This is a genomic window from Trichodesmium erythraeum IMS101 (genome assembly GCF_000014265.1).
Taxonomy (GTDB): domain Bacteria; phylum Cyanobacteriota; class Cyanobacteriia; order Cyanobacteriales; family Microcoleaceae; genus Trichodesmium; species Trichodesmium erythraeum.
Window position 1 is genome coordinate 1395764 of sequence record NC_008312.1, and the last position, 16081, is coordinate 1411844.

Genomic DNA, 16081 nt, shown 5'->3' on the forward strand with positions numbered 1-16081 from the left:
ATAAGCATTCAACAATTAACAGTCAGCTTCAGCGCTAAGGCTACCTTCGGAATGCTACGCGAACGAAATTCTGTGCAAACAGAACTTTGTAATTCTCCTTAGAGACTAACTAATTCCTCCTTCCAATATAACTAAGTTAATAACTCATATCTGATAGCTGACTGCTGAATACTTACAACCCAACTATCACCTGCTCAATTTTTCCGCACTATCCTGATTTTTATCATTAACAGGAGCAGTTTTACTATTTCCATTAACAGAACCATTACTAATCTCATCACCATCTGCCGAATATTGAGCATGCTTACGAAATAAACCGAACTGCAAACTCTTCCCCATCACCACATAAAACACAGGCACTACATACAAAGTCAAAACTGTAGACACCAACATTCCACCCATAACCGACATTCCGATGGAAACCCGACTAGCAGCGCCTGGACCAGAAGCAAACGCCAAGGGCATCACCCCAAAAATTGTCGAAAACCCTGTCATCAAAATCGGACGAAACCGCAACCGCGATGCCTCAATAGCAGCTTTAGTAATAGACATTCCCTCTGCCAATAACTGGTTAGCAAATTCCACAATCAAAATTGAATTCTTAGTTGCCAAACCAATTAACATAATTAACCCAATACGACTGTAAACATTCACCTCTAAATCTGCCAACCATAACGCCCCAAAAGCACCCAACAAAGATAAAGGTACCGACAATAAAATCACCAGCGGGTCGATATAACTCTCAAACTGAGCTGCCAAAGTTAAGAAAATAAAAATTAATGCCAACCCAAAAATATATGTCGTTGCCTGACCAGCATCTCGAAACTGGGATGACTCACCCTTTAGATCTATCCGCATATCAGCAGGTAAAACCCGATCCGCCAAATCGTATAATGCTTGCAATGCCTCACCCAAACTAACTCCTGGAGCCGGACTTCCTGTAATTGTTGCCGAACGAAAGCGGTTAAAATGATTAATCTCAGGAGGAGTTGTGCTTGTCTTCACAGTCACCACATTACTCAAAGGTATCATCACCCCTTGCTCAGTTCGCACATATAGATCCTCAATATCTTGGAGATTATTGCGAAACTCATCCTCAGCCCGCACAATTACATCATAGCGCTGGTTTCCTTGAGTAAAATTCGTAATATCTTCCCCACCCATCATAATTTGTAATGTCTGAGCAATATTCTCTACCGATATCCCTAAATTAGCAGCTTGGTAACGATTTATTTCTACTACGATCTCAGGCTTATTAATTTTTAAATCTGTGTCAACATTTTTTAGTTGGGGTAACTGTTGCGCCTCATTGTTAAATTCTTCAGATACTCGCACTAACTCTTCAAAATCATTTCCCTGCAAGACAAACTGTATGGAGCGACTAAGACCAGTACCAGGTAATGAACCAGGATTAATTGGAAATATTCGTGCATCTGTAATTGGTGCAAATGCTCTAAATAACTTTTTGACAACTTCTTGTTGTGCTTGCCCTGGTTTTGTCCGTTCTGACCAGGGTTTCAAGTTGGTGAAAGCAAAAGCTCGGTTAGCTTGAGCTGAACGACCGAACCCAGTAATACTGAAATAACCTTTCATTTCGGGAACTTGAGCAAGTTTATTTTCTACCTGACCCATGACATTGTCAGTATATTCAATGCTTACCCCTTCTGGTGCAGTTACAGAAACAAATACTCTTCCGCGATCTTCTGTGGGCAAAAATCCTTGGGGCAACTGTTGAAATAACCAAACTATTATCCAAAAAGATAGGATAAATCCTAAAATTACTAATGGTTTGATTCTCATCAACAGACGTAATGAGCGATCGTATATTACTGAAATGCGACTGAGAGCATAATCAAATAAATTAAGGGGAATGGTAAATAAACGAGAGATAAAATTTTTTTGTTCCTCTGGTTCTTGTTTTTTAAGAATTCGCCCTGACAATGATGGTGCTAATGTCAGAGCAACAAAGGTAGAAAACACTACTGACACTGCAATAGTTAGGGCAAATTCATTAAATATTCGCCCTGCACCCCCACCGGAAAATCCTACAGGTAGAAATACTGCAATTAAGACAATGGTTGTGGCAATGACAGCAAATACAACTTCCCCGACTCCTAATATTGCAGCTTCCATGGGAGTTTTGCCTTTCTGTTGAATATATCGAACAATATTTTCTAAGATCACAATAGCATCATCTACTACCAAACCTGTTGAAAGTGTTAGAGCAAATAAGGTGAGAGTGTTGATAGAAAATCCCATGAAAAACATTACCCCAAAGGCACCAATGAGGGAAATGGGAATGGTGATAGTAGGAATAATTGTTGCCCGCCAATTTTGCAAAAACATATAGATAACTAAGACAACTAAACAGATGGCGAATAGCAAACTTTTCCAGACTTCTTTGATGGCAACTTCCACAAATGTTGAGTAGTCAACGCTGACGTAGTATTCCATTCCATCGGGAAAATCTTTAGATAATTCTTTCATCCTAGTTTTGACACTTGTGGCAACTTCTATGATATTTGCTCCGGAAAGCTTACTAATTCCAATACCTATTGCTGGTTTACCATTATAGCGAGCAATTGTGCGATTACTTTCTGCTCCAATTTCTGCTCTACCAATATCTTTGAATCTTGTCAGAGAGGTGTCATCATTGCGTCTGATCACCAAGTTTTCGTAAGCTTCTGGTGTTTGTAGACGACCAATAGTGCGGATGGGGTATTCTGTAGATTTTCCTTCTATTCTACCACTGGGAATTTCTACGTTTTGTTGTCTAAGAGCTTGTTTGACATCTAAAGCAGTAATATTTCGAGCAGCCATTTTTTGGGGGTTTAACCATAGTCGCATGGCGTAACGACGTTCGCCTCCGATAAAAACACTACCCACTCCATTAACAGTTTCTAAGATATTTTTAATGAATTTATCGGCATAGTTGCTTAATTCTAATGATGAATATTTTTCCCCAGTTAGGGAAAGCCAAATAATTCTTTCTTCATCGCTACTTCGTTTAGAAACTACTGGTGCATCAACTTCATTGGGAAGTCTTCTCATGGCACGGGAGACACGACTACGAACATCTTGAGCTGCTGCTTCTATATTGCGACTCAGTTGAAATTCAACGTTTATGGAACTTGAACCTTCCCTGGTGCTAGATGTCAGAGTTTTCACACCTTCAACACCATTAATTTCTGCTTCCAGAATTTCTGTTACTTCTGTTTCTACTACTTCTGGGCTAGCTCCTGGGTAGTTGGTTCGTACACTGACTACTGGGGTATCAATGCTAGGAAATTCTTGTACTGGTAGACTGATATAACCGACTAATCCAATTAGGATAATTAGTAGGGAACACACTGAGGCAAATACTGGTCTTTTGATGAAAAAATTTGTAAACATTTATTTTGAAGTCAAAAGTCAAAATTCAAAGGTTCAAAGTTCAAAGTTAGAGTTTAGAAGTTAAAAGTCAAAAGCTCAAAGTCAAAATTTCAAAGTTATAGTTTCAAAGTTATAGTTTAGAAGTTTAAAATCAAATTTTCAAATTTCAAAGTCAAAATTTCAAAAAATTAAAGTCCAAACTTCAAGTTTCAAAGTAAAAGTTAGAATTTCACAGTTAAAAGTAATACTTTAACTGTGATTAAATTGGTAAATCTTATAAAATATTAAACAATAAATAGCTATAGTATTTAATAGGAATTAGGCAAATAAACCTGGTTTATGTGATAAATCATTGTTTTAAGAATAGACATCTAAGAAAAAAATAGGGTTTCTAGTTTTATTTGCGTAAGTCTAATTTAATTGATAAAAATTCAAAGCATTGAAACTGTGGATAGAATAGACATCTCCAATAATAAAAAATCAACAGGACGAACAGAAAGCCCCTACTAGATATGGCGGTTTTATGTAAGTCATGATAAGATTAATTATCCCACAGAAATTATCAAAATTTCCCCCTATACGGAAATTTAAAAAATAAAAAAATATAATGTCCCTACTAATGCCTAATCTCTATCCTAAAATATAGCGCTTAATCGTGATTATGAGGCATAATAATAGTACTTACAGTAGATTCCCAACTAAATATAGTATAATTAATGAGATAAATATTTTTGGCTTGTTTCCTATCCCAATTCCTTAAAACTATCAATATATTTATCTCATAACTTAGGAAACCATTCTATTTGTAGATAGCTAGCAACTTTTAATGATTAATGAAAGAAATAATCAAGAATATTTTAACTAACCTAGGCCAGGTCAAACTACCTGCTCCATCATATTTTGATTCTCTTGAAACTTACACAGTTAAGAAAGTCTCAGATGCCGACACCTTTAATGTTGTTGCTAATGGTTCTGAGGTAGAAATGACTGTCCGTTTTGTTTATATTGATACCCCAGAAACTCCTAAAGGATGGGGAGATTCACAGGTGGAAAAAATGAATCATAAAAATAAAAATCCAATATATCGTAGTCAATTTGAATGGGGAGAAAAAGGTAAAGATAGGCTCCAAGAATTAGTTCAAAAAAGTGATAATCAAGTCAAAGTTAAAGTTACTGGAGAAGAAAACCGACCAGGGCGATCGCCACGTTGTTTTGGTGAAGTTTATTTACTAGATGGTACTTTTGTACAGCACATCTTAGTAAAAGAAGGTTTAGCTCGAGTTTATTATGATTATATTAGCGAATGCCCTAGAGAAATTGCAATTATGTTATTCTTGGCAGAAGCTGATGCTGAGATAAACCAACGGGGAATATGGCAAGAACTTCAATCAGAATTTATGGCTCCTTGGGTATTCCGTTCCCTCAAGAAAAAACAAAAGAATTTTCTTAAAGATATAGGTAAAGAATTGAAAGCAGGTTCAATTAATGAAGCTGAGTTTGAAGCCAAGTTTGAGCTTAAACTGCAGCAGCAAAATCAGATTTTATCAATTCTTCAAAAAGAGTTGATAAGTGGTCTAATTACCCAAGCCAAGTTTGAGGATAAGTGCAAAGAAGAATTGAATCATTTATTTGCATAATCAATTATATTTTCACATCAAAATATAATCTTTTTTATAATTTTATTGGTTATAATTTCTGAATTTATATTGATAGTTTTTAGCAATTTTATCTGATATCTAAAAAATGCTCACTTTAGTTAACCATAACTATTATTTATTTTATTTTCATCAATAATTTAAGTAAGCTGTGAAACATTAAATTTTAAGATATAAAAATAGTAATTTTGACTATCAAAATTAATTTTCAGAGGATTGCCACTATTTTTTTAATCAAAGAATATGTAATTTAAATACCTAGAAACTTGGGTTTCTATTAAAAAGATTGTTTTGACCAAGTATTAAGTGAAAATAGATAAAGTCTTAAAAACCCTTTCATAAATCCTCTGTAGAATTTTGATAAATTCTAGTAGTACCATAAATTTTGATTATGATCTAATCATAATAAGCAAGTATACAAAATTAATTATGCATCTATACAAGCTGAATTTTTACCAGGCAAAAAAAATCTAAGAATTAGAAGATGCCAATAAATTAGTAATTATACTTATTCCTGTAGAGACTAATATTTCATCCCTACAGGAACAACTAATCAAACTTAAAAAATCACCCAGCTATTAACCCCGGAGTTTCTCTGACCAAACACGAGTCGGCAAACCCCAAACATAAATAAATCCTTCCGCCGCTTTATGGTCAAACTCATCCTCCGCACCATAAGTCGCTAAGTCAAAACTATACAAAGAATTATCAGACTTACGACCAACAACCATTGCATTACCCTTAAACAACTTGACCCGCACAACACCAGTCACCCTTTCCTGGGTCTGCTGAATAAAAGCATCCAATGCACCCTTCAACGGACTAAACCACAAACCGTTATAAACCAACTGACTATAAGTCTCCTCAATACCCCGCTTATAACGAGTTACATCAGCAGTTAAAGTCAAACTCTCTAAATCTCGGTGTCCTTGAATTAACACCCACATTGCCGGAGACTCATAAATTTCTCTCGACTTAATCCCCACCAGACGGTTTTCAATCATGTCAATTCGACCAATGCCATGGTTTCCTGCTATCTGATTAAGTTTAGTTATCAACTCAATACCACCCATTTCTTGACCATTAAGACTAACAGGAATACCCCGCTCAAAACCAATCTCTATATATTCTGGTTCGTTGGGAGTGTCAGCGATCGCCTTAGTCATCCCATAAACTTCTTCTGGGGGCTCCACCCAAGGATCTTCCAACTCACCAGCTTCGATCGCCATCCCCAATAAATTCTTATCTATACTATAAGGGGAAGATTTTTTCACAGGAGCCGGAATGCCATACTCTTCACCATAAGCAATAGTCTCCTCCCGACTCATTCCCCACTCCCGCGCAGGTGCAAGAATCTTAATTTGAGGATTTAGTGCGGCAATAGCAACATCAAACCTTACCTGGTCATTACCTTTTCCTGTACAACCGTGGGCAATAGCATCAGCACCATATTTTTCTGCTGCCTCTACTAATATTTTGGCAATTAGAGGTCGAGCTAATGCTGTTGCTAGAGGGTAGCGATTTTCATATAGAGCATTTGCTTGAATAGCAGGAAAAGCATATTCTTTAATTAGAGGTTCAATAACATCTATGACTAGAGATTCTACTGCCCCAGAATCTAATGCTTTTTTCCGAACTCCTTCTAATTCATCTCCTTGACCTAAATCTGCTGCTAGGGTAATTACTTCTTTTACTCCCCATTCATTTTTCAGATAAGGGATACAAACAGAAGTATCTACTCCTCCAGAATAAGCTAGCACAACTTTAGTAGCACGACTCATATTTTTATTCAAAAATTAACAACTGAGTTATTATTATTAAACTAAATCTGTAGCTTTATTGTTAATTAAAGTATAAACTTTTTTTATGCCAATAAAAACCTTAATAAATTTTACTACAGAGGAAACCAAAAGTTTTTCTGATTTTTGAATTTTAAATTTGAGTTTTACTTAGACTCTACAGTAAACGTCCAAAGTTATAATTTTGAATAATGCCACCTTCCCCAACAATAGTCCCTATCAGAACCAACACAGGAGGGCAAAAACACAATCTTTTTAGGCAATCTTTTTAAGTGACAGATATAGCGCGACGGAACTTTTAGGAGTCCTCGGATTAAAAATCTTAGGAAAAGTCAAAACTAAAAAGGATTTGGTAGTTCTGCTCCCGTAATGGTTTTTGAGTAAGTAAAATGGGGGTTGGGTTGGGGGGAATTGAGTAGTTGGGGTGATGGGGAGTATTCTTCCCACTATTTGACCCTAATCTTGAGTTTTTCCTTTTCTCCAAGAAGAAAAATTATCATGCCCCCATATCTTTCACTAAGGACCCAAGTAGCACTACCCAGGATTGAATATAAATAACTGACTCTATGTTTTTTAGTATAATTATTCCCACTTATAATCGCCTGGGAATTTTAGAAAAATGCCTCCGTGCCCTAGAAAGTCAAACTTATGAACAACACATAACCGAATATGAAGTAATAGTTGTCGATGATGGTTCAACAGATGATACTATCCCCTGGCTAAAAGCTAATGCCACAGAATTTCCCCATCTCCAACTTTGGCCTCAGTCTCACCAGGGACCAGCAGCAGCCAGAAATTTAGGAGTTGAAGTAGCTAGGGGAAATTTTATTATTTTTATAGATAGTGACTTAGTAGTAACAGATAATTTTCTTCAGGCCCATGCAAATACTTTAATTAAATATGGCAAAAAATCAAACTGTATCTTTACTTATGGCAGAGTAATTAATACTTGTAATTTTGATTTTCCCACTTTAGAACCATTAAAATTGACGGATTTTTCAGCAGCTTTTTTTGCTACTGGAAATGTAGCGATCGCTCGTCATTGGTTAATTGAAGCTGGATTATTTGATACTAATTTTAACCAGTATGGTTGGGAAGATTTAGAGTTAGGAATTAGGCTAAAAAAATTAGGTTTAAAATTAATTAAATGCTCAGAAGCAGTAGGTTATCATTGGCATCCACCCTTTTCTTTGGAGCAATTGCCAAGAATGATTGACAGAGAAATTCAAAGAGGAAAAATGGGAGTTTTATTCTATCAAAAACATCCTATATTGGAAGTAAAAATTATGATTCAAATGACTTATTTCCACAAGTTATTATGGGGAGTTTTATCACTAGGTGGGAGACTAAATGAGAAAACAATGGCAGTTTTTTTACAATGGTTAATTGACCGAGGTAAATCACAATTGGCTTTAGAAATTTCTCGAATATTTTTGAATTGGTATAATGTCAAAGCTGTTTATAGTGCTTATGCTAATATTGATGGTTTTAGGAAGTAATACTATTTCTCAATCATTTATGCTATTCTACTGAGAAGTTGTATAATATAATCCCATCTCAATAGCAATTATTTTCTCCTAGCTTATCAAACCCAAACCAAGACTCTATCTACTTGAAAACTAGAAATTCTAATGCTAGAGTTGAAGTTTTTGCTAAAGTTTTTTCTTCCTCTAATTATTGAATATTTTATATAGACTCGAAAATATGATAATTTCCGAAAAATAATTTGGAAGTATTTTGAGATAACTATAGCTAATTTAGCCATACTATAATGATTGAACCTGATTTTCCTCATATTATACTTACCTTCGAATATAAAGGTTGGAAGGTCGAAATTGACCAAGGTGAAATGAATGGATCTGCTACTTATGCAGTTTGGGCTAATTATAATAATGGTTGTGTTGTAGCAGTACCATTAGCTTCCTCTCGACAAGAGGCAGTTAGACGTGCCAAGCAATGGATTAATACTCGAAATAAGAAAAATAAAACTTAGGTTCTCATCTATATTTTTTGAGGGTTAGTTGTACTTAATTTTTTTGTTTTCTTTTGCCTATTCTTTATTAAGTTACTTCTTAAAACCTATCACTTTGTATTTTTCTCTTTAATCCTATAAGTAAAATTTAATATAACACTAATTCCCCAAAATAATATAATGTAAGACTTAAGAGCAAAACTTCAGCTATTAAGTAATAAGTCAGTAATAGCAATTTTTTTAACCTATACTGTGCCAAGAATATAATTATTACTTATTAATCACGAATATGACTCCCTAATAAATTAAATAATTCAGTCATTATTTATGATCTTTCCCTTCCTTAAAAGCCATAATTATAATTATTTTGTAATCAGCTATCCATTGACCTTTATAAAATAGATTAGGACGCAATCTATTTTTAATATCATCAATAATAACATTTTGCTTTTTTTCAGGAATCCCTTGAAAAAAACAAATCGCAAAAATATTAATCCAATTACGTAGACCATTTTCTCCATTTTTAAGTTTAGTTAGTATTCCTAATAAAGTTGCAAAAATCGATAAAAGAACTTTTAATTTTAAAAGTTTAGCAGATTCTCTAATACTAGGAAAATATCAAGAATTAAGCTTTTTATTACTGCCATAACCAGCAGCATCTAAAGCTTCATAAATACCACTAATAATTGTTTTAACATTACCTTTTATTCCAAATTATGTGAGGAAACGACCTCCTAGTTTTATTAGACGCCAAATATCAGTGAGAAATTTTTCTTGTTGTTAAATATAATCAAATGTTATATTAGAAAATACTGCATCGAATGTTTATTTAAACTCAATGTTAATTTCATCTCCTACTAAAAACTCAGTATCTGGATAACAACAGTTTGCTCGCTAAACTATAGTAAAAGTATTATCAATTCCTATAATATTTGCTCCTTTTGTAGTAATTTTATAATTTAGATTACCTGTACCACAAACAAGAGCAAGAATTTTTTATCCATTTTGCATACTTAGCAGCTCTAATAAATTTCTTGCCAAGCTAGAAACAAAATAATATTTACTCTCATAAAGTTCTACATCACACTGATTGAAAGAGACATTTGATAAGTTTTTATTTGTATAATTTTTCATAGTAGTATCACTAGTAATTTATTCTATGAATTATATTTACTTGTCAGCTAAAATTTGTTAATTCAAAAGTAAAAAATAAGGTTTAAATGATGAATATAGATAATTTATATAATCTATAACCTAGTGTTTTCAAAGTTCAAAAACTATAAATAAACTCTGAAACCATTGCCTATTGAACCGATGACTTCAAACCCCTATACCCAAAACTATAAGATGGGTAAAAAAAATTAACTTTAGAGTATTACTATATTGAGTTCAACAAGTAGTAATAGTTAGAATATTTTAAAAAAAAATACTTTAGTAATAAGTGGAAATAATATTAATAGAGAAAAGTGATTTTAGCTATAGCCAAACATTTGGAATTAGCATAATGAGTAGAATATTCTCAGCAAAACTTTTCAGTTAAGACCCTATTTAATGTCGATTAGTATACTAACTTTTTTTTAGCTTTGTAATATTGACTTGACAAAAAAAATTTAGCGATCGCTCATTAGGATAACTTGATTTTTCAAAATATCCAAAATAGACTGTATATAATCGCATCAAAGCATAACTATATACCCAGCATTTATCTACAAAAAAATTTCGAGATAATACTAGGTACTTTCTGAATTTTTAAGTAAAAATACTGTGATAATATAATAATAGTCATAAATCATAACTATTAAGTTAATAATATCTCTAAAAACCTCTAGTTTATAGATTAAATTTATTAAGAATAAATAGTTATTTTATGATAATAAATACAATAATCATCTTGATTTTAATACATAAGTTATTTAGGAGTAGGCCTTATGGCAAATAACATGGTAGCTTCAGATCTGTGGATAAGTGAGCATATTACACCTTGGGATATTTATGTTCATGGCCTTACTAAGGTACTTGCCTACAAAAAAACTGCTTACCAAGAAATGTACATTGTAGAAACAGGTATTTATGGTAAGGCACTGGTTCTTGATGGTAAATGGCAGTCTTGTACAGGGGATGAATTTCTATACCATGAACCCCTGGTCCATCCTGCTATGATTTGTCATGGGTCTCCTCGCAAAGTTCTTGTTCTTGGTGGTGGTGAGGGAGCTACTATTCGGGAAGTTTTCCGTTGGCAAAGTGTAGAAAAAGTGGCCATGGTTGATATTGATGGAGAAGTAGTAGAAGCTTGTCGTCAATATTTGCCGGAGATGCATGCCAATGCTTTTGATGACCCCCGCCTCCAGTTGGTCATTGGTGATGCTTTAAAATTTTTGGAGACTTTTGGTGAGAGTTGGGATGTGGTCATTTCTGATCTTTCTGATCCTATTGAAGAGGGACCATCATTTCAATTGTTTACAAAGGAATATTTTGAAAAAATTCTGCGGGTACTTACCCCGGGAGGATTTTTTGTTGTACAGGCAGGTCCTGTTTCCCCTGGTGAAATGAAACTTCATGCTCGAATTGTTAATACAATGAAGGCTGTATTTCCTTTTGTTCAATCTTATAATAGTAATATTCCTACTTATGGTCGACCTTGGGGTTTTGCACTGGGCTCTAGGAAAATGGTTAATAGTCGCCCTGAACCAGAAATGATTGATAAACTTCTGAAAGAAAAAACTATTGGTGGGTTCCGGATGTTGGATGGCACTACCTTATTAGGAATGTTGCAGGTACCACTACATCTGCGAGAAGCGATCGCTACTGAAACAAAAATCTATACTTTAGCAGAACCTCCAAAATTTGGTCGTCCTGCATAGTAATTATTTTTGAGTAAAACTGGAATTATATGATGGGAAGGCAGAGAGTATAGGTGCCTGATATGGGACTTTTTTTGAGAGTTTTTACCCTAAGCATAAACAAACAATATTAAGATCCTATCTTTTTCACTATTTCTATACTACTACTACAAAATTTTTCGGTAAAAGTTCCACTAACAACTGAAGTTATATTAAAAGGGAACAAGGTTAGGAGGTTGACTATACAATACTAACTTGTATAAGCCAATACGGTTCAGATAAAATCAAGGTTCGATCAGATTCTGAATTCCTATAATTCCTAATATTTCTGGCTAGCGCCATATACTCCAAAAAATTTTAATTGTATTTCAGAGTAACTCAAATGTCTATACTAAGAATTCTAGCTGCTATTTTTTTACCACCATTAGGAGTTTTTTTAACTGTTGGTCTAGGTGGTGCTTTTTGGATTAATCTTCTCCTAACTATTTTTGGCTTTTATATTGCTGGCATTGTTCATGCTATTTGGGTAATTGCCAAGCATGATAATTAAATTAAGTAATTAAGATAGGGGTGAGTTTTGTCTGATGTCTGATGAATTTTTAACTCAAAATAATCATTAACTCATCTCTATTAATATGAGTAATATGAATGAATTTTGATTATTAATTGTTCACAGTAAATCATTCAATTACTGACAAGTAATAAATTATCAAAAATCTCTAAACAGATGTGAAAATGATTACCATTGAAATAGATGTTTAGAGTTTTTTAAAAACATTAACTTTTTTCATTCAAAGCTATACTAAATTAAATCTTAGTAATCTAACTAATCAACAGTAACGTCACAATAATTATGAAAGGTATAATACTTGCAGTTTCTATTCAAAAAGGTAATGGAATAATCTCTGGTGATGATGGCAAAAGATATAGGTTTCTGCTATCAAGTTGGTACGCTGAACAGAACCCAAAACAAGGCTTAAGGGTTGATTTTGATACAACTCCTGAAGGAGAAGCATTGGATATATACCAAGATATTTCTGATATTTCTGCATCACCATCAAGTCAACTGAATCCTAAAAATCGTGGAATTGCTGCAATTTTAGCTTTTTTTCTAGGTGCGTTTGGAGCACATAAATTTTATCTTGGCTACTCTCAAGCAGCAATAATAATGCTTATTGTTTCTTTAGTTGGTTCATTTCTTGTAATTCCAACCTTAGTTATGAGTATTATTGCATTTATTGAGTTTATTACCTATTTAACTAAGTCTGACCAAGAGTTTTACGATACTTACTTGAAAAATAAAAAAGCATGGTTTTAAGTTATGTATAAAAAAATTTTAGTTTGATTTCAAACAGTTTTTAAAATTAAATTGAAATATTTTTTTTGTAGTATATACCAAAAACTTCATGATTTTGATACCGTAAATAGCAGTGTTATAAATATATTTTTTTTGAAGATCACTTTTATTAACTATTTAAGATAATTAATTATCGTAAAGTATTCAAAAAAAGATAAATCTGGACTGTATTAATCATTAAAAATCATACTTTATTTGAGGGTTATTTTTTACTCTTCTATTTTTTCTTGGCTCCTTGACACTTGACACCTAATACAAACAAATTTGATTAAAAGGAGAAGTCTAAAATTTTCTCGCTTAATGAGCTTCGATATAATTAGATTAAGCTATCAATGCTCTATCATTTTTATCATTTGCAAATTTATTTTTTTCCCTATTATCTTTATTATCTTTATCACAATCTTTTTTTTTAATATCACTAGATAAATTTGATTAGATGTATTTAACAGGGCATGATATTATAAAATATATAAAGTAGTTTTTTACGAAAAGCCAGATAACAATGCAAATAGTTAATTCTCAAATATCTATAGAAAAAACTAGCCACTCTCGGATTAAAGAACAGGATATTAATAATACTCCCTTTGGTAAAGTATTTAGCGATCATATGTTGGTTGCTACCTATGCAAATAATAGTTGGCAAGAGGTAAAAATTACTCCCTATGGTAATATTTCTATTCGTCCTTCTCTCTCTGTACTTCATTATGGTCAGGCAGTTTTTGAAGGTTTAAAAGCTTATAAAAATTATCAGGGAAAACCTGTATTATTTCGGTTAGAAGCTAATTATAAAAGAATAAATAATTCAGCTTTTAGATTATGTATGCCATCCATTCCTAAAGAAATTTTTATAGATGGTTTAAAGGAATTAATTAGACTAGATACTGATTGGATTCCTACTAAATCAGATAGCGCATTATATATTCGACCTATTTATTTCGCTACAGATGAATCTGTCGGTCTCAAGCCTGCAAATAGTTATAAGTTTATTATTTTGTCTTCCCCTACAGGTACATTTTATTCGGCACCAGTTAAGTTAATTGTTACAGATAAATATGTCCGAGCTTCTGAAGGTGGAACTGGTGCAGCTAAATGTGCTGGGAATTATGCTGGTAGTTTTTTAGCAGATAAAGAAGCTAAAGAACAAGGTTATGATAATGTTTTATGGTTGGATGGAAAGGAAAAAAAATATATTGAAGAATGTGGTACGATGAATGTTGCTTTTGTAATTAATGATGTTTTGATTACTCCTAAGTTGACAGGAAGTATATTAGGGGGAATTACTCGAGATAGTGCATTAACTTTATTTAGAGATATGGGTGTTAAAGTTGAGGAAAGATTAATCTCTATTGATGAGGTTGCAAAGGCTTATGAAGCAGGAAATATTTCTGAGGCTTTTGGTATGGGTACTGCTGCTACAATTGCTCATATTTCTGTTATTAACTATCAAGGTAAAGATATGATTTTACCTCCTGTTGATGAACGAAAATATGCTTCTCAAGTTTTGCAAAAATTAGAAGATATTAAAACTGGTAAAGTCACTGACCCCTATGGTTGGATTTGTCAACTTTAAATACTTGAATATTATATTAGTCTTGGGATGATATAGCTGAATTTAGAATTCATAATTTAGAAGCTATAAGCCAAAATTAAAGAACATAAATTACTCAATAAAAATAATTTTTATAGAATATAAATATAGCAATTATCGGCTGTAATTTTGTCTAAAATATTGCTGTTTTTTGGTAGCCTAGACTAGGAAATTACTAATATTTTTGAAGTTTATTTCTAGTTATTAAGTTGTTTAAAAAAATGTTTTTATATAATTTTTATATAATTTTTATATGGCTAAAATTTATCCTAATTTAGGATGAGATAAAATATTAAAAGTATGACTAGGTATTTTTGATAGTTTAACAGGAGAGTTGAAAATTTGTTGAGAAATGACAACAAACATTAGGATGAGAAGGGGGATTGAGCCTTGACTTCTAAAAATATGACAACTTAACTAACTGATTCCTAACTACTACCAAAATATTACATTACAAATTTTGTGAGTCTAATAAACTACATAGCCAGGCTTAATAATTAATAGTGTTAGGGTGTAACTTGAAAATTAAACTAAGTCAAAAAAACCTAATTTAAAATCAATGATAAAACAAGGTAGTTTCAAATCAATACTATCTATCTTTAAAGCTCCTGCCGGATTAATAGCTGGTTCAACCTATCATTTTCGTGCTTTAATAATATTTGTAAAAAATCCTAGATTAATCAATTACATAATTGCTCCGATTTTTATTAATATTGTTGTCGGTATTTTTCTGTATATTAGTCTGCTATTACCTGGAATAAGTTTAATTAATACTATCTTTAATAATTTATCTTTGCAGTTTGATAGCCTGATTTATCAATTACCAACTTGGTTAAAATTCTTGAGTTATTTGGATAATGCTTTAGGTTTGCTCTTTAAGCTCATTCTATTTACAATATTTTTGCTAATTATTGGATTTTTGTTAGTACAATTTGGAGTTATTCTTGGTTCTCCTTTTTATGGTCAACTTTCTGAACAATTAGAAAAAACTCGAACTGGTACATTACCTGAAGCTTCTTCTGGTTTACTATCTATTATTAGGGATATTTACCGAGCTATACTTTTTGAGCTCAAAAAAGTGGCATTATTATTAGCAATAGGCTTGCCGATGTTGTTGCTCAATTTTTTTCCTGGAGGCTCTTTAATAGCAACTATTGGCGGCATCGCTTTAACAACTTCTATTGTTTGTCTTGACTTTTTTGATGGACCTTTGGAGAGAAGAAAATTAAAATTTCGAGAGAAGTTAAAAGTTGTATATCGTAGCTTACCAGCAAGTGCCACTTTTGGGTTAATTTGTCAAGTTTTAATTACTATTCCTATAGTTAATTTTTTGGCTATTCCTATATGTGTAGTGGCAGGGACTTTATTTTGTTGCGATCGCGTACTACCAAAGTTATTACCAAATAACCAAACTTAAAGAGGGTTTTTAGGTACTATACATTAAATATTAGGGCTTTGATGGCTGATTACAGTAGCAGCCTTTAGGAGAGAGCATGGG

The 16081-nt window shown here is 32.8% G+C and carries 10 protein-coding genes; 8 read left to right on the forward strand and 2 right to left on the reverse strand.

Annotation, left to right across the window (positions count from 1 at the left end; all coding sequences use genetic code 11):
• Positions 1-186: 186 nt before the first annotated feature.
• Entirely contained in the window at positions 187-3393 is a 3207-nt protein-coding gene (locus tag TERY_RS04140) for an efflux RND transporter permease subunit (RefSeq protein ID WP_011610673.1), read from the reverse strand.
• Positions 3394-4205: 812 nt separating this feature from the next.
• Between TERY_RS04140 and TERY_RS04145 the strand changes: the two genes are divergently transcribed.
• Complete coding sequence (locus TERY_RS04145; protein ID WP_011610674.1) at positions 4206-5009, forward strand: thermonuclease family protein; 804 nt, start codon at positions 4206-4208, stop codon at positions 5007-5009.
• A 596-nt stretch (positions 5010-5605) separates the two neighbouring features.
• On the opposite strand, the gene TERY_RS04150 is transcribed toward TERY_RS04145, so the two are convergent.
• The gene (locus tag TERY_RS04150; RefSeq protein WP_011610675.1) at positions 5606-6808 is read right to left on the reverse strand and encodes an argininosuccinate synthase; all 1203 of its coding nucleotides are present in this window, start codon (positions 6806-6808) and stop codon (positions 5606-5608) included.
• Positions 6809-7392: 584 nt separating this feature from the next.
• Here TERY_RS04150 and TERY_RS04155 point away from each other — a divergent pair.
• The 7 genes from TERY_RS04155 to TERY_RS04185 all read left to right on the forward strand — a co-directional run bounded on the left by TERY_RS04155 (position 7393) and on the right by TERY_RS04185 (position 16000).
• Positions 7393-8325 (forward strand): glycosyltransferase, encoded by a 933-nt coding sequence (locus TERY_RS04155; protein ID WP_011610676.1) that lies wholly within the window; start codon positions 7393-7395, stop codon positions 8323-8325.
• Between the two features lie 272 nt (positions 8326-8597).
• Entirely contained in the window at positions 8598-8819 is a 222-nt protein-coding gene (locus tag TERY_RS04160) for a hypothetical protein (protein WP_011610677.1), read from the forward strand.
• 1907 nt (positions 8820-10726) lie between these two features.
• Positions 10727-11659 (forward strand): methyltransferase domain-containing protein, encoded by a 933-nt coding sequence (locus tag TERY_RS04165; RefSeq protein WP_011610678.1) that lies wholly within the window; start codon positions 10727-10729, stop codon positions 11657-11659.
• Between the two features lie 361 nt (positions 11660-12020).
• The gene (locus TERY_RS27085) at positions 12021-12188 is read left to right on the forward strand and encodes a YqaE/Pmp3 family membrane protein (RefSeq protein WP_011610679.1); all 168 of its coding nucleotides are present in this window, start codon (positions 12021-12023) and stop codon (positions 12186-12188) included.
• Between the two features lie 303 nt (positions 12189-12491).
• Positions 12492-12956 carry an NINE protein gene (locus tag TERY_RS04175; RefSeq protein ID WP_011610680.1) on the forward strand — a complete coding sequence of 155 codons (465 nt, stop codon included), beginning with the start codon at positions 12492-12494 and terminating at the stop codon, positions 12954-12956.
• A gap of 541 nt (positions 12957-13497) precedes the next feature.
• Positions 13498-14565, forward strand: coding sequence for a branched-chain amino acid aminotransferase (locus tag TERY_RS04180; RefSeq protein WP_011610681.1), 1068 nt, complete (start codon positions 13498-13500; stop codon positions 14563-14565).
• Positions 14566-15142: 577 nt separating this feature from the next.
• Positions 15143-16000, forward strand: coding sequence for an EI24 domain-containing protein (locus TERY_RS04185; RefSeq protein WP_011610682.1), 858 nt, complete (start codon positions 15143-15145; stop codon positions 15998-16000).
• The last annotated feature ends 81 nt before the right edge of the window (positions 16001-16081 follow it).